General features: G+C 60.5%; 17 protein-coding genes and 2 pseudogenes. 9 read left to right on the top strand and 10 right to left on the bottom strand.

The features are described 5' to 3' along the window. Window positions 1–91 precede the first annotated feature (91 nt). Both ACMVPR_RS22005 and ACMVPR_RS22000 read right to left on the bottom strand, forming a co-directional pair. Window positions 92–1852: a TRAP transporter permease gene (locus ACMVPR_RS22005; RefSeq protein ID WP_416884585.1), complete on the bottom strand. Its 1761-nt coding sequence runs from the start codon at window positions 1850–1852 to the stop codon at window positions 92–94. Window positions 1853–1913: 61 nt separating this feature from the next. Next, on the bottom strand, window positions 1914–2867 hold the full coding sequence (locus ACMVPR_RS22000; RefSeq protein WP_416884584.1) for a TAXI family TRAP transporter solute-binding subunit: 954 nt from the start codon (window positions 2865–2867) through the stop codon (window positions 1914–1916). A 442-nt stretch (window positions 2868–3309) separates the two neighbouring features. On the opposite strand from ACMVPR_RS22000, the pseudogene ACMVPR_RS21995 reads away from it, so the two are divergent. The 3 genes and pseudogenes from ACMVPR_RS21995 to ACMVPR_RS21985 all read left to right on the top strand — a co-directional run bounded on the left by ACMVPR_RS21995 (window position 3310) and on the right by ACMVPR_RS21985 (window position 5889). After that, a pseudogene (locus tag ACMVPR_RS21995) lies at window positions 3310–4141 on the top strand (DUF3883 domain-containing protein). A gap of 88 nt (window positions 4142–4229) precedes the next feature. Continuing rightward, complete coding sequence (locus ACMVPR_RS21990) at window positions 4230–5237, top strand: LLM class flavin-dependent oxidoreductase (RefSeq protein ID WP_416884583.1); 1008 nt, start codon at window positions 4230–4232, stop codon at window positions 5235–5237. 406 nt (window positions 5238–5643) lie between these two features. Continuing rightward, a complete protein-coding gene (locus tag ACMVPR_RS21985) occupies window positions 5644–5889 on the top strand; it encodes a PqqD family protein (protein WP_416884582.1) in 246 nt (81 codons plus the stop codon). Here ACMVPR_RS21985 and ACMVPR_RS21980 read toward each other — a convergent pair. Further along, window positions 5877–6524: a hypothetical protein gene (locus ACMVPR_RS21980; protein ID WP_416884581.1), complete on the bottom strand. Its 648-nt coding sequence runs from the start codon at window positions 6522–6524 to the stop codon at window positions 5877–5879. The two genes, ACMVPR_RS21985 and ACMVPR_RS21980, sit on opposite strands and share 13 nt — an antisense overlap. Before the next feature lie 63 nt (window positions 6525–6587). Between ACMVPR_RS21980 and ACMVPR_RS21975 the strand changes: the two genes are divergently transcribed. Then, the gene (locus tag ACMVPR_RS21975) at window positions 6588–7013 is read left to right on the top strand and encodes a hypothetical protein (RefSeq protein ID WP_416884580.1); all 426 of its coding nucleotides are present in this window, start codon (window positions 6588–6590) and stop codon (window positions 7011–7013) included. 9 nt (window positions 7014–7022) lie between these two features. Next, window positions 7023–7433, top strand: a complete 411-nt coding sequence (locus ACMVPR_RS21970; protein WP_416884579.1) for an adenylyltransferase/cytidyltransferase family protein — start codon at window positions 7023–7025, stop codon at window positions 7431–7433. Window positions 7434–7728: 295 nt separating this feature from the next. On the opposite strand, the gene ACMVPR_RS21965 is transcribed toward ACMVPR_RS21970, so the two are convergent. From ACMVPR_RS21965 to ACMVPR_RS21940, 6 genes are all read right to left on the bottom strand, one after another. Further along, window positions 7729–9060 (bottom strand): TRAP transporter large permease, encoded by a 1332-nt coding sequence (locus ACMVPR_RS21965; protein WP_416884578.1) that lies wholly within the window; start codon window positions 9058–9060, stop codon window positions 7729–7731. Continuing rightward, window positions 9057–9623 carry a TRAP transporter small permease subunit gene (locus ACMVPR_RS21960; RefSeq protein WP_416884577.1) on the bottom strand — a complete coding sequence of 189 codons (567 nt, stop codon included), beginning with the start codon at window positions 9621–9623 and terminating at the stop codon, window positions 9057–9059. The genes ACMVPR_RS21965 and ACMVPR_RS21960 overlap by 4 nt, the downstream gene beginning before the upstream one ends. A 78-nt stretch (window positions 9624–9701) precedes the next feature. Next, entirely contained in the window at window positions 9702–10754 is a 1053-nt protein-coding gene (locus ACMVPR_RS21955; RefSeq protein WP_416884576.1) for a C4-dicarboxylate TRAP transporter substrate-binding protein, read from the bottom strand. A 46-nt stretch (window positions 10755–10800) separates the two neighbouring features. Next, entirely contained in the window at window positions 10801–13182 is a 2382-nt protein-coding gene (locus ACMVPR_RS21950; RefSeq protein ID WP_416884575.1) for a xanthine dehydrogenase family protein molybdopterin-binding subunit, read from the bottom strand. Further along, on the bottom strand, window positions 13179–13679 hold the full coding sequence (locus ACMVPR_RS21945; protein WP_416884574.1) for a (2Fe-2S)-binding protein: 501 nt from the start codon (window positions 13677–13679) through the stop codon (window positions 13179–13181). The genes ACMVPR_RS21950 and ACMVPR_RS21945 overlap by 4 nt, the downstream gene beginning before the upstream one ends. After that, window positions 13676–14509: an FAD binding domain-containing protein gene (locus tag ACMVPR_RS21940; protein ID WP_416884573.1), complete on the bottom strand. Its 834-nt coding sequence runs from the start codon at window positions 14507–14509 to the stop codon at window positions 13676–13678. The genes ACMVPR_RS21945 and ACMVPR_RS21940 overlap by 4 nt, the downstream gene beginning before the upstream one ends. A 129-nt stretch (window positions 14510–14638) precedes the next feature. Between ACMVPR_RS21940 and ACMVPR_RS21935 the strand changes: the two genes are divergently transcribed. Continuing rightward, complete coding sequence (locus tag ACMVPR_RS21935) at window positions 14639–15283, top strand: TetR/AcrR family transcriptional regulator (RefSeq protein ID WP_416884572.1); 645 nt, start codon at window positions 14639–14641, stop codon at window positions 15281–15283. 235 nt (window positions 15284–15518) lie between these two features. Here ACMVPR_RS21935 and ACMVPR_RS21930 read toward each other — a convergent pair whose 3' ends face one another. After that, window positions 15519–17180 (bottom strand): winged helix-turn-helix domain-containing protein, encoded by a 1662-nt coding sequence (locus ACMVPR_RS21930; RefSeq protein WP_416884571.1) that lies wholly within the window; start codon window positions 17178–17180, stop codon window positions 15519–15521. A 156-nt stretch (window positions 17181–17336) separates the two neighbouring features. Between ACMVPR_RS21930 and ACMVPR_RS21925 the strand changes: the two genes are divergently transcribed. The 3 genes and pseudogenes from ACMVPR_RS21925 (at window position 17337) to ACMVPR_RS21915 (ending at window position 21540) form a co-directional block, all read left to right on the top strand. Beyond that, the gene (locus tag ACMVPR_RS21925) at window positions 17337–17567 is read left to right on the top strand and encodes a hypothetical protein (RefSeq protein ID WP_416884570.1); all 231 of its coding nucleotides are present in this window, start codon (window positions 17337–17339) and stop codon (window positions 17565–17567) included. A 72-nt stretch (window positions 17568–17639) separates the two neighbouring features. Next, window positions 17640–18566: pseudogene (locus tag ACMVPR_RS21920) on the top strand (IS5 family transposase); the annotation flags it as partial. Between the two features lie 91 nt (window positions 18567–18657). Beyond that, window positions 18658–21540, top strand: a complete 2883-nt coding sequence (locus tag ACMVPR_RS21915; protein ID WP_416884569.1) for a tetratricopeptide repeat protein — start codon at window positions 18658–18660, stop codon at window positions 21538–21540. Window positions 21541–22298: the final 758 nt, after the last annotated feature.

Below are 22298 nucleotides of genomic sequence, written 5' to 3'. Positions count from 1 at the left end.
CATTGCGCGCAATCGGCCATTCGTTCGCTCTTCGCCAGCGTGGTATAAAAACTCTCGGGGCTCAGGTCAGAAAATACCGAGGATCGCGACGCTAGTTCACGAACACCGGAGCAAAGATGATCAAAGCTCCTGTAGTGACCAGTCCAAAGCGCTTCTTTCCGAGGTGTCGTCGGATCATTCCTATGGACATCATTGCGAGGCCGAGCGCGATCTGTAGCGCGGTTGCCACTGCCGCAACGGGCGAGCCGGAGAGGTCAATCAGGGCGGGGTTCGCAATCATTGCCAGAGGTATGATGTAGAGCCCGAAGCCTAATGACATCGCGGTTATCGCGACTTTCAGCCAGTTCTCTCCGATCATCCCGGCTGCGATGAAAACCGCGCCGCAGACCGGCGGCGTGATTGTTGACAGGAGCGCGAACCAGAAGACGAATAGATGTGCCTGCAGCGTGTCGAGGCCAAGCTCGCGCAGCGCAGGCCCTGCGACCGAGACGCAGATCACGTATGCAGCGGTGGTCGGCACCTCCATGCCGAGGACAAGGCACGCGAGCGCCGTCAAAAGAAGCGCGGGCCAGAGCAAGCCGCCCGCCCCTGACAGGATCAGCGATGTGATCTTCACGCCGAGGCCGGTGATCGCCAGAACGCCGATGATGATCGAGGCGCAGATGATGATCGCGGCGATCATCGACACCTGCCGGGCCGCATTGAGGCAGGCATCTTCGATCCGCGCGGCGGTCTCGCGCCATGTGCCGATGCCCCGCGCGTTGAAGAACAGAAGGACGAAGGCCGAGAGGATCGCCAGGCTGGCGGCATATTGCGGCGTGACGCGGATGACAAAGAGACCGGCCAATAGCACGACGAAGGGAACGGCGAAGAAGGCCGAGGTCACGGCGACGGTGCGCCACCCCGGCGCGTCTTCGGCCGCGATGCCCTTCAGGTCGTAACGGCTGGCATAGGCGTCGACGCCGATCCAGACAGCAACGAAATAGAGGATCGCAGGCAGAAGCGCCGCCGCCATAATCTGAGTGTAGGGCACGCCGGTCAGTTCCACCATGACGAAGGCACCAGCCCCCATTAGTGGCGGCATGATCTGTCCGCCGGACGAGGCGACCGCCTCGACCGCGGCCGCCAGCCGCTTGGGATAGCCGAGGCGTGTCATGGCCGGCAATGTGATCGCGCCGGTTGACGCAACGTTGGCCGAGGCCGATCCCGAGATCGAGCCGAAGAGCGCCGAAGACAAGACCGACACCTTGGCCGCCCCGCCCTTGAGTCGGCCAGCGGCGGCTGAAGCGAGGTTCATGAACCCCTGCCCGGCTTCGCCGGCGTTCAGGACGGCCCCAAAGATCACGAAGATCGCCACGACGCTGACCGACACCCCGGTCAGACTGCCCCAGATGCCCCCTTCGGCGATCGTCAGCGTGCCGATAAAACTGGCCAGCGGCGTGCCGGAATGGCCAAACTCGCCCGGGACATGCTGGCCAAACAGGCCATAGAGCAACGCCAGAAGCGCGACCAGAGGCAGCGGCCATCCGATCGCGCGGCGCGCTGCCTCAAGCACAACACCAAGCAGCACGAAACCGACGGCCATCTGAAAAGGGCTTTCGATGAAGCCATATTGGTTCGCCAACGTCCGGTGCATCACCGCGACCCAGAGCGTAGTAGCGACGCCAATCACCGTCAGGGCAATCCCGCTGATCCGCAGCCAACCCGTCTGCCCTGGGACGAGAAGGATCCATGGCAGCGCCAGGGCGAGGTGCACGGGACGGCTGATCAGGTTCGGCACGAGGCCGAGGAACACCAGCGTCAGGTGAAAGGCGACGAGAGCCGCCGCCAGAAGGAAGGTGAGAAGACGCATGTGTTAGGCCTTTGGAAAATTGAAACGGGCCGGGAGCAGTCTCCCGGCCCGGTCCGCGCGGTTACTTCTGCGCGTCACTCAGCGCGATGCCCGCTTCTTCGTAATAGCGGACGGCACCCGGGTGGAAGGTAACGTTGACGTTTTCCATCAGCCCGGCATCGACCCCGGCCCACCAGGGCGCGCTTTCGGCCATCTTCTCACGCTCTTCCCAGAAGGTTTTGGTCAGCTGATAGGCGGCGTCATCGCTCATCTTGGTGGTTGTGAAGGCCGCCACGGGCAGCGATGTCGTCACGATGTCGCTTTCCTGACCGGCATAGGTTCCCGCCGGGATCACAAGCTTTACGCGCCCGGTCTCGGCGATCTGCTCGTCGCTCATCGACAGGACGGTCACCCCCATGCTGGCCGCCGCTTCGATCACGTTGGGCGCAGGGAATGACCCTGCGGTCACGAAGCCGTCGATCTGACCGTTCTTCAGCGCGGCCACCGCGTTCGAAAGCTCGGCATCCGCCAGGGTCACCTTACCCTCCAGACCAAAGAGGCCGAGGTATTTCGCGCCTTCCGTTGCTCCGAACGAGCCCGAACCGAGCAGGATCGTTTTGCCCTCCATACCAGCGAAGTCTGTGACGCCGCTGTCGTTGGACATGACGAAGTGCATGGTCAGCGACGGGATCGGAAACAGCGCTCGGATCTCGTCGAAGGCCGGATCGCCCTTGCCGTCGAACGGTCCCGACGCCTTCTGCGCGGCGCCGACCAGCGCAGGCGGCGTGGTGAAGACATAGTCACCGCCCCGGGCGCGCACTTCCATGACGTTCTGGGTCGACCCTTGGCTTTCCTCGATGGTGACGATCATTCCGCCATCCGTGCCCGCCTTCACCGCCTCGGCGATCTCGACGCCCATCTGGTAATAAGAGGTGCCGGATTTGGCGGATTTGTAGGTGATGCGTTCCTGCGCCTGGGTGGCCGTGGCGGCCACGAGCGCCAAAGCGGCGAGCGAAACGAACTGTCTCAGTTTCATGGTATCCTCCCTTGAGATTGATTTTGGCTTTCGGACTATCCGACCGATTTCGTGCCAGAGAAGCAATGGCGCTTTGTATCACACGGCGCAACTACATCGACTCGGCATGCCCCATGGCACACAGGCAGATTTGATCCACCGGCATTGCTGGCAACCCTACGCATTGGGATGACAACATTCACCTTTTTCTAGGACTTCGATGGGAGCCGCCGAAAGTAATGGGTGCGCCGGTGCCGCTCTGGCCATTCCAGGGGCAAGGTAAGTGCAAATGACCGAGTGGGAGCGACTGGAACTTGCGGCGCGCTCAGGTTCTCCGGTCCTCGTTGGACTGCAATGCTCGGAAACCCAGGTGAATGACCCGGCGAAACAACCTCGTCGCCGCGCACCACATACCCTCGCGATTGGTCATGACGCGTCCCGCTGCACCCTCTAGGCTGATTACATGACATCGGGTGATTGGTCAGATTCAGAAAACGATGCTGTCGTGGCGACCTATTTCGCGATGCTGAGCGACGAGTTGTCGGGGCGCGCTTACCACAAGGCGGCCAACAATCGAGCGCTTCAAGAACAGACTGGTCGCAGCCGTAGATCAATAGAATTCAAGATGTGCAACGTGTCTGCTGTCTTTCGAGGGTTCGGCTTACCCATCGTCGCTGGTTATCAACCGCGCTTCAACTTTCAGATGTCGCTGGCGGAAGCGGCCTCCAAATGGTTGGCCCGTCATCCGGAATGGGAAATGACGCTCCATCAACCATCTCCGAGGTACGTCGCCGAACCGGTTCCATTGTTTGTCGGAACAGCGCCAACTCTGAAGAATTCACCGCCACCCGACGAAATGGAGCAGATGCAGCATATCGCCCGGCATTTTGATGTGGCTGGACGAGACGCGCGCAACCGCGACCTTGGACGCGCAGGCGAAGAACGAGTTCTTGCAGCACGAACGAACAATTCTTCAACAACATGACCGCGCCGACCTTGCACGCCGCGTGCGATGGGTTTCGGCCGAAGACGGCGATGGCGCTGGGTATGACATTGCCAGTTTCACACCTGACGGTGAGGACCGGTTGATCGAAGTGAAAACCACCAACGGCTGGGAGCGCACACCGTTCTACATCTCTCGAAACGAATTGGCCGTCGCCGAAGAGCGGCGAGAGCATTGGTGTCTATTCCGACGGTATGAGTTTGCGCGAACGCCCAAAGCGTTCGAATTGCGGCCCCCTCTAGCGGCGCATGTCTCGCTGACAGCGACTGCCTTTCAGGCGAGTTTTCAATGAATTATGTGGACGACGCGTCCCGTTTGTGCAGAGCAGCAGCTTGGCTTGGCCGTCGAGGATGATTAGCTGACTGCTATCGGAGGCAATCATGCAGAAATTCTCAATCCTCGACCTATCGCCCATCCCCGAAGGCAAAACCGCGGCGGACGCACTGGCGTCCACGGTCGACTTGGCCAAGGCCGCTGAGCGGTTCGGCTTTCACCGCTACTGGCTGGCGGAACATCACAACATGCCTGGCATTGCCAGTGCGGCCACCGCACTCGTGATCGGACATGTCGCGGCAGCGACCTCGACCATTCGTGTCGGTGCCGGCGGCATCATGCTGCCCAATCATGCGCCGCTCGTCATCGCCGAACAGTTCGGAACGCTCGCCACACTTTACCCCGGTCGGATCGACCTTGGCATCGGCCGCGCACCTGGAAGCGACATGGCCACCGCGCGGGCGCTGCGCCGGCATATGGCACCCGAAGACAGTTTCCCGCAGGACGTGCAGGAGTTGATCGGCTATTTCGACGACACGTCCGAGGACTCTTCGGTGCGCGCCATCCCCGGCAGCGGCACCCATGTTCCCGTCTGGATACTCGGCTCAAGCCTCTATGGCGCGCAACTGGCCGCGTGGCTTGGGCTGCCCTACGCCTTCGCGTCCCATTTCGCGCCCGCAATGCTCGAAGAGGCATTGAGCATCTACCGCAGCACGTTCCAACCGTCCGAACGACTTGCCAAACCCTATGTGATGATGGCCGCAGGAGTTTGTGCCGCACCAACCGATGAAGAGGCAGCATTCCTGCGATCTTCGCAGCTCTTGGCCTTTGCCCGCCTGCGCACCGGCAGACCGGGTAAGCTCCCCCACCCGACCCGTGATCTGCACAAGGAGATACCGCCACCGGTCATGGCGCAGGTCCAGCATGCCCTATCCTGCTCTGCCACGGGATCGGCGGCAACCGTGCGCACGCAACTGCGGTCCCTTCTCGACAGCTTTCAACCGGACGAGTTGATTGTCACGGGGATGATCCACGATCACGCCGCGCGTGTCAGGTCTTCCGAAATCACGGCGGAGGTTCTCGGCAAGTTTGTTGAGAGTTCGGTCGCTGCTTGAAACGGCCCAGAGCCGACCTTGAACCCGTCCTTCGGATTCTGCAATTGCAAACCGCTTTCAGGTCATTCGCTGCAGGCGCGTAATCTGAGTTTGGGTGAACTTACAGATCGCGGGACAAATCCGCTATTGGCGTTGACCCTTGCTCCAACTGAGTTGTTCTTGACCTGCCACCCGAGGAACGAGAGGCGAATGGTCGTCTGCCCCAACACGGCGAATTACGCCAGCCGGTGGGGCGCTGCCGCGCGGATGCGGTCTTCAAAGGTACTCTGACGGGCCAGTCTGAACATGAAAGCTGGAATCTTCGCGAGTAAAAGGAGCCTCGGCCAATGGGCGCATGTATCCTTTTCGATGGCAGGGAGGCCGCCGTTGACGTAGCTTGTCGGTCATGTGCTTGCCTGACCGTCCCTTGGCTGATCACTCGCTGTTGGTGACGCTCTCACAGGGCGGCGCGCGCGTCGAGGCGCGTGATGGCAGTCTGCATTACCTCAACCAGACTGCAGCGGCGGTTTGGCTGCTGGCCGACGGCAAGCGCGACGCGACCGAGATCGCAACCGTCTTGGGACGGCATTTCGAGCTGGTTGAGCCGCCACTTGCCGATGTCGAGGCGACACTCAAAACACTGCTGGACAGGGGCCTGCTTCAGGATGGGTAGAGAAACTCGAAACAAGTGTAGCGCGGCACCCGCGCGTCATGATCCGAGGGAAGCCTCGGCACATGCCAGTCCTTGCCATAGGTCAGATCCAGAAACACGCTTGTCTGACGCGGCACGCGAAACGGGACGCCGCGCAGGCACGCTTGACCGAAGGGGCGGATCGCGCGGGCAGGCAGGACACCGGGCAAGGAGGGATAGCCATAGTAGTCTGCTCCAGCGACGAAGCTTGTCCAGATCTCGATGCCGTGGTCATAGGCCCCGCCTGGTGCGCGACGCCCGGTGACCATGAAGCGTCCGGGTGCAGGTTTTCCGATGACGCGCCCAAACCGCGCGAAATGCTCGAGGATGCGCCTGCGTTCGCGCAGCACGCCGCGTTCCGATCGCGCCCGGCTGACATAGGCGACGTCGATATCGAAATCGTGCCCGATTAGGTCCCCCTCGCGCACAGCCCCCAGAAGCGTGCCCCAGGTGAGGTACATCTGCAAACCGAACTCCAAATCGAGGATCAGGTCAATTTCCTTGAGATCGGAGACCAGCCCGTCAAGGTATTCGGACGGGTAATCGACAAACCATTTTGAAGGTCGACCGTAATGGTCTATTCTGGCCAAATTAACTGAATGAGGGTCACTTGCCATGGACCGATCATGCCGTTGCATGGGCCCGATGTCAGTCCCAAATCGATAGGAAGTGAGGGACAAATGACGCAGTCAGACGACCCGGACGCCAGACGGCGCACCTTGCTGGCGAGCGTTTTGGCAAGCGGCGCAGCTTATTCGTTGCCGATCGTGGCTACGCTGGGGCACGCAATGCCAGCCGCGGCACAAGCCCAAGGCAGCACTGGGGATGGACCGAGCGCGAGTGAACCCGGGTCCTCAGAAGAGCCTGACAACGGGCAACCTGAGACGCCCGGCGCGCAGGGCAAAGGCCCCGAAAACCGCCCGGCGGAACCTGGCGAAGGCGGGCGTGGCCGCAACAGCGGCAACAACCCACATCACGACAAACCGACCGGGGGCGAACCGGAAGCGAGCGATCCAGACGGCAGCGAGCCACAGGGGGCGATTGCCGGGGCGTCCGATGGGGACTTGCCGCGTCCGTTCGGCAATGGCGGCCGCGGCTTCGGCTGACCTGCCCACGTGCTGACGGTCTTCACCGAGGGGGTTTTCGACCTCCTCCATGCTAACCATCTCCGTCTGCTCGCCAAAGCGCGCTCGATGGGCGACAGGCTGCTTGTCGGGGTGACGCCCGACGATCATGCCGCGCGCTACAAGCGACGCCCGATCCTGACGCAGGCCGAACGGATCGAGGCTGTGCGAACCACCGGATTAGCCGATGAGGTGATCCTCAGCCCTTGCATGGACGGCCCCGGGGTTACGCGCACCTTCATCGAGGCCCATTGTATCGGCCTCGTTGTCTACGCCGGCACCGGTTGGCAGGACCATTTCAGTGTGCCATCCGACATGGGTATCATGAGGCGTTTGCCCTATCACGACGGCATCAACACCTCGACCATCATCGCCCGCATCAGGGCGCGCGACGACCGTTAGGACCCGGGCGGCAGGCGGCAAGCACCTCGTCGACCATTTTGGGCTCACTACCGCCATCAGAGCGAACGCAGCATGTTACCCTGCCCTATCGCGAACTTTCTGCATGGACGGCCCATTCCCGACATTTGTCGATGTGACCGATACCGCGCCGCAGCGTCACCAGACCAGTCATTCATGCATGGCGCAGCATTCTCAGCAACGAAGGGTCAAACTGCGTACGGGCCCGACTGCTGCAAATCCCGATTCTCCAGAACGCAAGACTGACATAGATGCTTTCCGCTTGTCCGACGTCTCTTCAGTATAGAAACATCGTTACAGTCATCGGGAAAAGGGCCACGATCACCAGGACCACAAGCATCACAGCAATAAATGGCAAGGTGGCGGCAAAGATTTGCTCGACCGAGACATTGGGATCGTTGAGCGTGTTATGCACTGTGAAGACGGATATCCCAAAGGGTGGCGTCAACAACCCAATCTCGACAGCAATCACTGTCACAATCCCAAAGTGCATGAGGTCAATGCCAAGCCCTTGCGCGATGGGTGCCGCGATTGGAACCATTATGAGCAGGATCGACGTGCTGTCCAAGATCATTCCCATCAGCAATATGATGACAGCGTAGAAGAAAAGAAATCCGAGCGGGCCAAAGCCAGAATCCGTGACCAAGCCCGCGATAGCATTTGGCAACCCAGCAATGGCCAGCATCCGCGAATAGAAAGAAGCAGCCACGAGTAGCAACAGGATTGAAACCGAGATAACGCCTGTCTGCTTCATCACCTGCCAAAGCTTTTTTCGATCAAGGCTGCGTCGCGACAGTGCCACGATCAACGCGCCGAACGCACCGATGCCGCCTGCCTCGGTCGGGGTAAAAAACCCGGTGTAAAGACCACCCAGCACCAGAATGACCAGCAGGACGATCGGGAGCAGTTTGAGCACAAGCTCTTTCAACGGCATGGGCGTGAAATCACGATCCAGACGCCGCTCGCGCACAGCATCAGGATCGTTCAGCACGAATTTGGGAAAGGCGATGGTAATCCCGATCAACATCGCGACAAACCCAAGTGCCAACATCAATCCCGGAATGATCCCGGCGATAAACATGCCGCCAATCGAAACTTCGGCCAGAATGCCGTAGACAATCAACAAGAGCGACGGCGGGATCAGCATCCCCAATACAGATGACCCGGCAACGGTGCCTGCCGAAAAGGCGGGCCGATACCCGTGACGGGTCATTTCGGGGACCGCAACGCGGGTGAAGACTGCAGCTGACGCGATGGACACGCCGGTGACCGCGGCAAAGATGGTATTTGCTGCAACTGTGGCGACGCCCAGACCGCAGATCATGCGACGCAACAGCTCTTCCGCCACTTCGAACGTGTCACGCCCGACATTTGACACGCTGACCAGCAGCCCCATCAAGACGAAAAGCGGGATGGTCGCGAAAAGATAATCCGCGATCCCAGAATAGGCAGTCAGTTCCAGCATCCTGAACGCAAGATCGATATTGTCCCGGATGATCCAGATCCCAAGAAACGCCACACCAACAAGTGCGTAGGCGATTTGCATTCCTAGAAGCACAAGACCGACGAGCACCGCGATCAGGATGAAGCCGATGGTCAGCGTGGTCATGCCCTGCTCCTTACGCTGCGGAGTTCTTCGCGGGCTCTGTAAAGAGCGGCCAGTGCCGCGACGGTACAGCCCAGAATGGTGATACCACGGAAGGGCCATGTCGGGATCGTCCAGACACCCTGAACGCCAAAGAATTCGGCGGTTTGCCATGCGCTCTGGAATTTTGGCCACGAGGCCCAGAGGATCAGCGCAAAGACGATAGCACCAACGAGACAAAACAACGCCTCAAGCCAGGACACGAAGCGCGGGCTGGATTTCTGCAGACGACGGACCAGAAAATCGGCGCGGGTCAGGCGCAGTTGCAGGATCGCGGCTGGCACCTGCAAGAACACGATGGCAACAACCGCGCGGGCTGCGATCTCGGACACGCCGGTGATCGGGGCGTCCAGAAAGTTCCGACCGATCACATCCGCCACGATGAGCAGCATCAACGCGCCGATGCTGGCTGTGCCAACTGCCGACATGGCCGCCGCCATTGAGCCAAGAACCGCACCGTAAGGGGCATCCGAAAAGGACGGGACAAACCGATCCTCTTCCAGCTCTGGTGTGTCTTCATTGCTCATGGCCGGGCGTCCTGCTGCCAAGGAGACGCCCGCCCGGTCCATTTGGGTCCGGACGGGCGCGATGCTCAAATTGCGATCTTAGAGACCTTCGTCCCAATTCCGAAGCGGAGTTGCACCGCGTTCGCGCAGAGCCGCAAAATAGGCCTTGAGCACAGTCTTGCCCGCGTCACCGGTCTGTTCCAACCAAGGCTCGATGATATTGGGCAGGCCATTGACCCACTTGGTTTTTTCTTCTTCGGGAAGCTGATGGATGGTCAGACCAGCCGCCTGCATCTCGTCAAGTGCGCGCGCCGCGAGATCACCCACATAGTCGCCGTGCGCGATTGAAGTTGCCTGTGCGGCTTCGCGGAAGGCGGTTTGAACCGGCTCTGGCAAGCCATCGAAGAAATCCTTGTTTGCCGCAATGCCACCGAAATACATCGATCCGATCCCCACACGGGTCAGTTCGGGGGCCACTTCGTAAACGCGGGTTGGCAAGATGCCCGACGCAAAGGACAAGGTGCCTTCGGTCACACCGGTCTGGATATTGGTGTAATAGGTGGTCAACGCCCCATCGACTGGCGTTGCCCCTGTTTCACGAAGCCAGTTGGCGGATGTGCCCGGAGCGTTCAGTTTGCGGTTCTGAAGGTCTGCCATCGAGGTCACGGGGAACGTGCCGTAAATGTCATAGCTGTCAGTGATCAATGACGACAGATGCACCATCCCGTTCTCAGCCCAGCTATTCTTGAGCTCGGGCAGGTTCTCCGAAAGATCATCAAAAATCTCGATGATCATGCGGTGATCTTCGGTCGCGAACGGCGTGAAGTAGGTCACGTTCTGAAGCGGCATGTTCGCCCCTTCCCAGACCGTGCCGACCATGCCGACATCGACAATACCGTCCATCACCGCTTCGCGCGTGTCGGTAAACTTGTAGAGTGTGCCGGCATAGTTCTCGACCCAGTTGACCTGATATTCGTTGCCATTCTCGGCAAGAATGCGGTTCACCTCAGGCTGGAAGGTGTTTTTCATCGCGTAGACCCAGATATTGGCCTCTGGATGCGAAGAGCCGATATTGACCGTCAGGCTTTGCTGGGCAATCGCCGCACTGCCGATCAGCATCGCACCGAGTGTTGTAAGTGCTGTGAGTTTCATACTTATCCTCCCTTTGGTGGGCGCGCTCCCCGGCGCCCCTTTTGGTTCAGTCTTGCAGTTTGCCCAACGCCCGTAGAATGCGTTCGGGTGTGAAAGGCATTTCGGTCACCTGCGCCCCAAGCGGGCGCAGGGCATCGTTAATGGCGTTCATGACGGCGGCTGGTGCTCCGGCGGTTCCGGCCTCGCCCGCGCCTTTGGCACCAAGTTCGCTTTCTTTGGTGGGCGTTTCCACATGGCCCACCTCCATGTCCGGCATCTCTGCAGCCATCGGCACAAGGTAGTCGGCCATAGATCCATTCAGAAGCTGGCCATCCTCGTCATATTGGATTTCTTCGTAGAGCGCTCCGCCAAGGCCCTGAACGATCCCTCCCCGGATCTGTTCGTCAACCAGTTGTGGGTTGATCACCCGCCCGCAATCTTCGACGCACCAATGCTTGAGCAGGGTCACAACGCCTGTGTCGGTGTCGACCTCAAGGTAAGAGGCCTGCACGCCATTGGTGAAGGCGAACGGATATTCCATCGTGATGAAGTGCCGGGTCTGGACCAGTTCGCGCGGCAAATCCTTGGGTAGCGTATCGCCTCGGAAATAGACGATCCGCCCCAGTTCCTCGAGCGGCATACGCTCTTCGCCACTGTCCATATCGACAATCTGACCGTCGCGGATATCAAGCTGGCCCGCATCGGCCTGAAGCATCGCCGCCGCGACTTCGAGGATCGAGCCGCGAAGCGCCCGTGCCGCCTGCAACGCTGCTTCACCGCCAATGCCCGCACCACGCGAAGCCCAGGTTCCACCGCCATAGGGTGTGACCTGCGTGTCGCCGGTGATGACACGAACCTGCGATGGCAGGACGCCGACGCCTTCCGCCACAACCTGACTCAGCATCGCCTCGGTCCCCTGGCCCTGCTCGGTCACACCCGACAGCGCCACGACCGATCCATCTGGGTCCATTCGAACGGTGCAGCCGTCTTGTGCCGAGATACGCGCGCCGCCGATTCCATACATGAAAGGCGAAGGGTTGGTCAGTTCGATGAAGGACGCGATGCCTATGCCGCGATACTTGCCTTGTTTGCGGGCTTCAGCCTGATCAGCGCGGAGCGCATCGTAGTCCATCATCTCCATCAGCTTGTCCATCGACGCATGGTGCGACAGGCCTTCGAACTTCATCTTGGCGGGTGAGGTCACCGGATATGCGTCGTCGGGATACATATTGCGCCGCCGGATTTCGACCGGGTCCATGCCGATCGCCGCCGCTGCCATATCCACAAGGCCCTCGGTAATGGCCACGGCGATTGGGTGGCCTACGGCGCGATACTGGCAGGTTGGCGTCTTGTTCTGGAACACGACCGTGGTCTGCGCCCGATAGTTTGCAAAATCATACGGCCCGCCACACAGGTTCACGACCTGATTGCCCTCAATGGCCGAGGTGCGCGGATAGACCGAGTACGGCCCGATCCCGGTCCAGTCGTCGACGTCAATCGCGAGGATCTTGCCGTCTGCATCCACCGCGATCTTGGCTTCAATCTCGTGGTCACGGGCGTGAATGTCGGTGCTGAAGCTTTCCAGACGATCCGCGATGAACTTGATCGGTCGGCCCATCACCTTGGCAATAGCAGCGGTCGCCACCTCGTCGGGATAGACATGCACCTTGATGCCGTACGACCCTCCGACATCGCCGCAAATGACCCGCACGCGGCTTTCCGGGATATCGAGATGCTTGGCGAAGACGGTCTGCATCATGTGCGGAGCCTGAGTCGCGTGATACGCGGTCATCTGACCTTCTGCCGGGTTCCAATCAACAAGGATTGAGCGCGGCTCTAACGTGACGCCGGTGTGCCGCGCTGTGCTGAAACTGGCCGACACCACCTTATGCGCGCTCTCGAACACCGCGTCGACATCGCCTTCCTCATGCAATCGGCGAAAAGCTAGGTTGTCTCCCATCTCGGGGTGAATGACCGGCGTGTCCTTGTCGAGCGCGGTCATCGTGTCGGTGACTGCGGGCAGTTCTTCGTAATCGACAACCACCAGCGACGCCGCTTCTTCAGCCGCAGCGCGTGTGTTTGCCACAACGGCTACAACTGGCTCACCAACCCAGCAGGCGCGGTCCACTGCCAATGGGTGTTCCGGCGGAGATTTCAGACCCTTGAGGTGGGCCAATACCGCGACCCAAGGCGTACAGACCTCGGCCAGATCGGCTCCGGTGAACATGCGCACCACGCCTTTGACAGCCTTGGCTTCGTCCAGATCAATGGCACCAATCTTCGCATGTGCCAAGGGTGAGCGCGAAAACGCCACGTGCAGCATACGCGGCAACACGATGTCATCGACATAGCGGCCCCTCCCCTGAACCAGTTTGGTCGCGTTGGGGCGGGGGACAGTCTTGCCGATATAGGAGTTCGGACGGTCGGGATTATTGAACGGGATCGTCATGCTTTTGCCTTTCCAGCGCGGCCTTTGGCGACACTTTCAACGGCATCAATGATCGCCTCGTAACCTGTGCAGCGGCAGTAATTGCCAGACAGGTGCTCACGGATTTGCGCGCGGCTTGGCACACCGCCCCGGGACAGCAACTCGTCTGCAGCGACCAGCATTCCGGGCGTACAGAACCCGCATTGCAAGGCGTTGCGTTCCACAAATGCGTCCTGCAAATCACTGATCGCGTTGGTGTCGGTCAGACCTTCTACGGTCCAGACCTCGGCCCCGTCTGCCTGCGCGGCAAGCATAAGGCAGCCACGTACCGCATCGCCATCAACGCGGATGGTGCATGCACCACAGACACCATGTTCGCAGCTCGCATGAGCACCGGTGAGACCAAGCTCGAGGCGCAAAAAGTCGATCATGTGTTGCCCGGCCGGCACCCGGGCCTCGACTGGTTCTCCATTGACCGTCATTGACACGTCAACCTTGTCGCGGAACAGTTCGGTCATGCGACATCTCCTTTCAGGCGGGCAACTGCGCGACGCAACAGGACACCAGCCAAATGGCGGCGATATGCGGCACTGGCTTGTGTATCAGAAGGTGGGTCAATCTCCGCAGACAGAGCATCTACAGCCGCGTCCAGATCGCCCGCATCAAGCGCCGCCATAGCCCCTGTCGCCAGAATGGGTTTCGGCCCGACCGAGAACAGCGCGATGCGGTGACCTGCGGCGCGCTTGACCAGGCAAAGCCCGACCAAGGCATAGTCTCCGGAACGGCGTGCAACTTCTTCGATGATCTGCACTTCGTCAGCTTCGGCGACCGGCACCGTGATCGAAGTGAGGATTTCGCCTTCGTTCAGTGCAGTGGTAAAGACCTCCTCAAAGAAATCCTCTACCGCGATTGCACGCGGACCGGCCGGGCCCTCGACATGCATCGTCGCTCCAAGCGCGAGCGCACAAGCCGGAAATTCCGCTGCAGGGTCGGCATGGGCCAGCGCCCCACCAATGGTGCCCCGATTGCGGATAGCTGCATGGGCGATATGCGAAACCGCGTCCGTCAATAGCGGTGCGTGGGTCTTTACAAGCGGATCAGAACCGATCTGGGCGTGTCGGGTCAGAGCGCCGATCCGAAGCGTTTCACCCTCGACAGCGACGCCAGACAAGTCACTGATCTTCGAGATATCGACCAGCAAGTCCCCGACAGAAAGCCGCATGTTCATCGCGGCGATCAGACTTTGACCACCAGCCAAAACACGTCCCTGGCCGTCCGATGCAGCAAGCAATTCAAGCGCATGACCTACGCTCTCAGCCCGGGCATAGCCTCCCGCTGATGCCTTCATGGCGTCCTCCCCTCTTTTTTGACCTGCGCCTTATTAAGCGCTTGATCAATACTATTGAGCAGATGATCTTTAATTGTGAGTCGTTGCAAGAGAAAATTTCTGACACTACCAGACAGCTGAGAGCGTATGATGGACGGACAAACCGATAGCCCCGCCCTCGATGGCGAAGATGGCGCTGCGCGCAAGCGCTTGCCGCCCGCAGAACGCCGTCAGCAGATTGTCGATGAAGCTGTGCGTTTCTTTGCCGAAGTTGGCCTTGAGGGAAACACACGAGAATTGGCGCGTCGCCTAGGTGTGACCCAGTCCCTTATTTTCAACTACTTCGCGACGAAAGAAGAGCTGATCGAAGCGGTTTACGAAAAGGTCTACATCGGCCGCCTGGCACCGGGTTGGCCAGAACGCCTGACAGATCGCAGCGTTCCGCTACGCGAACGGCTGGTTGCTTTCTACACCGAATACAGCTCGTTGATCTTTGAACGCGAGTGGATGCGCATCTTCATGTTTTCAGGATTGGCCGGAGCGTCCCTCAACCAACGCTATCTCGAGCATTTAGGAAACGTCATCCTTCTGCCGCTCTTGGAAGAAACCGAAGCCGTGGCGAATTCTGACAAGTCCCCAAAGATGGAAGACGTTTGGAATCTTCATGGAGGGATCGTCTATATCGGGATACGTCAGCACATCTACCGCATGCCTGAACCTGCAAAACCCCAGGAAGAAATCGCGAGGGCAATCGATAGGTTTCTTCTTTATTTCGGCATAGAAATTGAACCCTGAGATCCGAACAGCATTGTTCAAAACGGCCCAGACCGGACTTTCAAGCTGATGGTCATCGCTGCGCCGCAGCTTCACCAGACCGGCCGTTCGAGCATCTGGGACGTGGCCACTAGTTTAGAGACGGAGGTTCAGGTTTTCGCGGCATTGCGGGCCAGCATGTGGCGGAAGGCGTGCGGGCCGAAGGGGGCAGGTCAGGGGAAAGATCAAGAAGCGGCAGGACGATGATCGAGTTGGTCTAGCGCGGCGACGCGGGCCAGTCAGCCTGTGCCAGCTGCGCGGTCAGCCTTTCCGCCACGCCCGGCATGGACCGGACCGCCTCGGGAAAATCATCCGGCAATGTGATCTGGAACTCCGTCGCGGCCTTGGCGAGTTGCGCTTGTGCCTCTTCCATCCGGTTGCTGTCTGCCAGGCATCCCGCCAGCAGCAGCGTTGTGGCCCCGGTCATGAGTTCGTGTTCAAAATGTTCAATTGCGCGTGGGCAATCGCCTTGAGCGTATCGCAGGGTACCGAGTTCGGAATGATCGAGCGGGTCTGGCCGATACCCCATCCCCAGGGCCCTGGCCGCCAACTCGTCCGCATAGTCATTATCCCCGACGGCGGTCGTCGGGCCGACCATGACCATGAGGCCTTCGCTATCGAAGGGGTAAGCGCGAACCACTTGCCGAACGGTATCGATGGCCCCAGCGCGGTCCCCCGCCGCGGCCTGCACATCCGCCAGCAGCCATAGTCCGTGGCGATGTCCCGCAGGTGGCAGTTTCGTGTCCGACAGGCCCTGCAGAACCAGTTCATGCACGGTTTCGATGGTATGCTGCGGCCGTGCGACATACCAGCCTTCCGCCATGTACCCCCATGCCAGCTTGATCTTCAGCAGACCGGAGTCCGGATACCGCGCAAGCCCCTCTTTCGAGATGTCGATCGCCTTTGCATTGTCCTCTCGCGTGTAGCGGTAAATCAGCGCGTGCGCACGCAGGAAGTAGTCGTATTCTTCCAGATCGGCTTCTGCCCTGGCCCAGGTCTTGGCGTATTCGTCCTCGCGCACGACACCATGATTGCCGATCAGCGACTGGACGATCCTGCCGATGACATTGTCCTGCAGCGCCAGAACATCGCTGCCCGTTTCCTCGAAACGGTCGGCCCAGACATGGTGCCCGGTTTCGCCGTCGATCAGCTGCGCGGTGATCCGGATCTCGGTGCCGAGCCGGCGCACGCTGCCTTCCAGCACGTAGCGCGTGTTCATGTCGCGGGCGACCTGACGGATATCGACCGCCCGGTCCTTGTAGGTCATGGCCGAGTTGCGCGCGGTGACCTGAAACTCCTTCCAGCGCGCCAGATCGGTGATCAGGTCCTCGGTCATGCCATCCGCGAGATGGGCCTGCGATGCATCGGGCGACAGGTCCTTGAAGGGCAGAACGGTGATGGATGCCTTGCCGACGTCGGGCGGAACCGCCGGGTCCGGCCCGCGCGATCCCCACATGCCGAGCAGGACGACGGCAAGCAGGGCGACCGCGAGCCCCGCCATGAGCGCCATCCGACGCCGTCCGGGAGGGCGAAGCGGCTCCGTGGCGGCGCGGATCGGCGGCGAGGCCGTCGGTGGGGCGACAAGTTGATACCCCTTCTTGGGTATTGTCCGCAGCAGGGTGCGGTCGGTATCGCCGATCGCCTTGCGAATGTCGGCAATGCATTGCGTCAGGCTGTCATCAGTGACACTCACGTCGGGCCAGACCGCCTCAAACAGCTCTTCCTTGGTGACGACGTCGTTCGCACGCATGGCGAGGACGGCAAGTACCTCCGCCGACTGCGGACGCAGCGGTCTGGACTGCCCGTCCGCCCCCGACAAGCTCCGGCGTGCCGGGTCAAAGAACATATCCCCGAAATCCAGCGTAACACCCTGTTCCATATGAGAAAGCACTTTCTTTCAGGTTTCTTTCAGGATTTTTCAGCGGCCTTTTCAGGACAATTCAGCGGCGGTCATTCCAGTGTTCAGGGACGGCACCCCCGGCGCTTCAAGGTCGCGATGACATGACGGCGCCCAACCCATTTCAAGGAGGTTACCATGAAGACCCTGATCTGTTCCATCACGCTCTTCGCCGCAATGTCTTCCACGGCCGCGCAGGCCGACACGTGGACCTGGACGCCCATCAGCAACGGAAGCACCCTGAATGCACATCTGGCGCGCTGCGACTTTGCCCGGCCCAATCCGATGACAATCTTTTCGACGATCGCCGAGTTGCAGGAAAAGATGGTGGCGCCCACGGGACGGTCCCATGCCGCCCGAGGAGAATGAGCGGCATGTGCGTTGTTTCGGACCTCGGCCCGGGAAGTGTACAGCACGACCCCATACGGTCAGGCGGGCTGGATGGGCGGGCGTAAGCCCGCCCGTTCCCGCACGACGAACGGCTCTGGCCGCAACGCTACGCTCAGGAGGCACGGGTCGTTGCCGATTTGGCTCGACAAGGACATGACCTGGCACGCGCCGCATGAACCCCGCCAGGGACGCCCGCCGATCTTCTCGAATGCAGCGACCCGGTACTGTCTGTCGATCAGGGTTCGGCTGGATCTACCGTTCAGGCAGACCACCGGGAGGGTCGCAAGCGTCCTGCGTCTGGCCGGGCTGGACTGGCCCGTTCCGAATGGCTCGAGGCTGTCCCTCGGACAGAGGGCCCTGCAGGTGCAGATCCCCTGTCGTCGTGCCGCTGAGCCTGCTCGTCGACAGCACCGGCATCAAGGGCTTCGGCGACGGAGAATGACAAACCCGCAAGCAAGGCGTTCAGGGCCGCGGCCAGTGGCGCAGGCTGCATCTGGCCATGGACACCGTCACCTCGGACATCCGAACTGTCGAGTTCATCCCCAGCCGGGAAGGCGACACCCCCGTCCTGCCGGACCTGCTGGACCAGACCCCGGACGACGCAGGCGTCGGCACCGTCACCGTCACCGCAGATGGCGCCTATGGAACGCGGCGCTGCCATAGCGGAATCGTCTCACATGGTGGCACGGCCATCATTCCTATCCGCGGAATGGCCGACCGCGGAAGGAGGACTGCCCCGCCGTCCAAACATGCAATGGAGAACTGCGCGCTACATATCCTTACGGCCGGGTATTCTGGAACCGATGGACGGGATACCACGCACGCAGTCGCGCCGAGGCGAAGATGCCGGGCCTCAAGTCCTTCGGCGCGCGCATCGCCGAGAGGAACCCGGACCGTCAAAGCGCCGAAATCCAGATTGGCGTCCTACCTATCAACCGCTTCAATGCCCCTGGCACCGCCGAGAGTGTCCGCGGCGCCTTGACCCGAACGGGAAAGGGGCACTCAAGCCTCAGGCCGCCTTACTGCAACAATTTCTTTGCAAGCTCATGTAGACAGGTTAGATTTATACATGCGTATCGGTCAGCTTGAATTTGATCCGTCCCGAGGTTCCCTGACGACCGCAGCAGGGGAAACTACGGAATTGAGTGCGCAGGCTGCCAAGCTGCTGTCCCTGCTCGCAGCGGCCAAGGGCGAGACGCTTTCCAAGGACGTCTTGATGGATGCGCTCTGGCCGGATCTCACCGTCTCGGAGGATTCGCTCTACCAGTGCGTTTCAGAGATACGGCGACTGCTCGGCCCCGAGGCGCGCGATCTGATCAAGACTGTCCCACGGAAGGGCTATCGGTTGATTCCGTCTGACCCGGGGTCGACGCAGCCGGAAACGCCTGTCTTGGGCGCGCATCTTGGCAACCTCCGCCTTGGCGGTCGCTGGCAGATTGCTGCCTTGAGTGTGGCCTTCGCCGTCGCCCTTGTTGCGATTGCACTTTGGGTCATTGTGGAGACCCGCGTCCCGGTTGCAACGGACAAACGCCCGCCTTCGATCGCGGTTCTGCCCTTCCAGCCCGTCGATGACGATCCCCGATGGGCACGGTTGGGTCGGGGCTTGGGTACCGACATCGCCAACGAGCTGGCGCGCAATGACTGGCTTTATGTCACGGCACCCCTGTCCGCACGCAAGACAGCGGAAGCCCCCCTCGATGCCGCGCAGGATCTGGGGGTACGCTTTGTGCTGAACGGTAGCATCCAGCACACAGACGACTCCGTGCGCATCTCGGCCAACCTGACGGATACTGACAGCAGCAAGATCCTGTGGTCGGATCGCTGGTCGGCCCCGCAGGATGATCTGTTCGATCTGCAGGACCAGATCATCGCGCGGATCGGCGCCAGCGTTGCAGGCCAGTATTCCGGCGCGATCCGCATGCTGGAAAAGCAACAGTCCCGCACCAAGTCCACGAAAAGCTTCACGGCTTATGAGCACTACATTGCCGCAGTCGAGTTGAAGCACGCCTTTCGGGCCGAGGACTACCCGAAGGCCATCGACCATCTGGAGCAAGCGGTCGCGCTGGACCCCGACTACGCCAAGGCTTGGATGTTGTTATCCCTGTTTCAGGATTGGAGCGCGGACCTCGTATCAGAAGCCGATGGCGCAACCCTCAGACAAAAGAGCCGCGCTGCAGGGCGCCGCGCCTTCGACCTCGATCCCGATGACCCGGACGTCCTGTGGAAGATCGCGATGACCCATGCCGAATTTCGCGAAATGGAGGCTGCGCAATGGGCGCTCCGGCGCGCGATCGAGGTTGCGCCCAACAATGCCGACATTCTGGCAATTGCGGGATGGATCAGCGACAACGCCGGGATCGTCGGTGAGGAGCCTTTGATCTGGGTGCGGCGCGCGTTCGAACTGCACCCCAAACGGCCCAACTGGTACCAGGCGTCCCTAGGTGTCGCGGCATTCCAGGCCGGAGAGTACGATTTGGCGGTCGGGGCCATGTCGTCGGCACCTCCCAGCCACATCGACACCCAGATTTACACGGCCGCCGCTGAAGCGCTGAGGGGGAATCTGCCTCAGGCCCGCGCGGCAGCGACGCGCCTTAGAGACCTTGCGCCCGACTTCACGATCGTGGATCACGTGTTTGGCACCCTCGAGCAGTTACCGCATTACAGCGCGCTCTTCGAGGGTGCCCGCCTTGCGGGCATTCCCATCACGCCCGAGGATCTGGCGCGTTCGCGAACGCCCTCGATCGCGGTGCTCCCTTTCGAGAACCTGAGCGATGACGACCGCTGGACGCGGTTGGGACAGGGCCTGGCCATCGATATCGCCAACGAGTTGGCACGCACCCCTCGGCTTTACGTGACAGCTCCCCACTCCGCCGAACGCGCACCCTCCGACCCGCGATCCGCCGCGCGCGACCTGAACGTGCGATTGATCGTCAGCGGTACGATCCGGTTGGAAGGCGGGCAGGTATGGCTCGATGCGCGCATGACCGATGCCACCGACGGGCGCATCCTGTGGTCAGACACGCGTGTCCTACCCGAAACAGGGTTTCTGACCGTGCAACGGGACTTCGTGGCAGCCATAGGGGCGCAACTGTCCAGTACGTTCTCGGGGGCAATCACCCTGACCGAACTGACACGGGCAGAGGGTTTGAGACCGGGGAACCTGACGGCCTACGACCACTATCTGATAGCGCAGAAAGTCAAGCACAAGTTCGACACGTCGGACTATCCAGGCGCCATAGCTCATCTGGAAAAGGCCGTTGAACTGGACCCTGGGTTTGCCAAGGCCTGGGCGCTTCTGTCCGTGATGAAGGGCTGGATGGCTAACGTGGACGATCCCTCCAGGGCCGATGGGTACCTGGCAGGCAAGGCCGCGGCAGGACATCGCGCCTTCAAGGAAGATCCCAGCGATCCGGACGTGCTCTGGACCGTTTCCATGGTCTATGCGCATGAGGGAAGGGTCGATCTGGCCCGGGCCACGTTGCGGCGCGCCGTCGAACTGGGGCCGAACAATGCGGACGCGCTTTTGATCGCGGGTTGGATGTCTGGCATTGCAGGGGTGAGCGGGCCCGAACCCTATGACTGGGCGCTGCGGGCCATCGCTCTCAACCCCGATGCACCGCCTTGGTACCGGATCGGACTGGGGGTCGCCGCTTATCATTCCGGCAAGGACGACGTGGCTGTCAGGGTGCTTCTCACCGCACCGGACAACTGGGACAAATGGATTTATCTTGCTCTGGCCGAGTATCGACGTGGCAATATCGTAAAGGCACAGGAGGCAGCCGCCACCCTGCGTGCCATCGCGCCGAACCTCACGTTGGAGAGTTATGAATACAGCCGCGAAGTGGATCGTCCGGACCGCACGTCGTTCTATTCGGATGCACGAACTCTGGGGATCCCGGTTACCCGCGAGGATCTGCAATTGAGTGCGACACAGACTGCGGCTGACAACTGAGCATTCCATGTGACGTGCAGCCTGATTGGCACACGCCAGGTTGGTCCGCTCGAGAGTATCCCGGTTTTCCGAAGAGACTTCACAACCCCCGAATGATCAATTCGCCTTGGGTGCTGCGCAGTGGCGTCCGAGGTGCCGCTGCAGTGTCAGGCTACGCACTTGATCGCTGGTTCAAACATGCTGAGACCACAAAGAAAGTTGCTGCCCAGCGTCGACGATCATTTTTCGAATACATCGAAACATGCGTGGCTGGTATCTAGTTCTCCCGCGCCCTTCAATCTTGCGCGCGCAGAACGACGGCATGCCGCCCTCTTCCGCCCTACCTGTAGAACGTTGCCGAGAAGATGTCTTGGGCGCTTTGAATGTCTGCTTCCGCCGGTGGCGCTTAATCGCTTCGCACCTGCGGAGAAGTTCCGCTTCCCGCCCCCCGTCCAGCAAAACGAGGACTACTCGAGTTCAGCGCGCGAAATGAAAAATCATGAAACGCTCAGTCCGGCGGCGCATCGCCAACACCAAATGTAGTTCAGGGATTCTGCAAAACCAATTGCAAACGGAAACTTCCGGCGGGAAAGTCGGGAAAACCGTTGTCACACTTCACCTCAATATTTCCTCTATGCACCAAAGTTCTCGGGTTTCGAGGCATCAAGCTCTTAAACTATTGAAACCATTGTATCGGCGGCCATCCAAGATCAAAGTTTCTTTGTGCGGAATCTTGACGCCACCGCCCCAACCTTTCCAAGTCCGATATGGGGTAATAT

Origin of the sequence: Marivita sp. (assembly GCF_048006345.1) — a bacterium.
Taxonomy (GTDB): domain Bacteria; phylum Pseudomonadota; class Alphaproteobacteria; order Rhodobacterales; family Rhodobacteraceae; genus Marivita.
The sequence above is the reverse complement of the archived record's forward strand: the minus strand, read 5'-3'. Positions and strand labels throughout refer to the sequence as shown.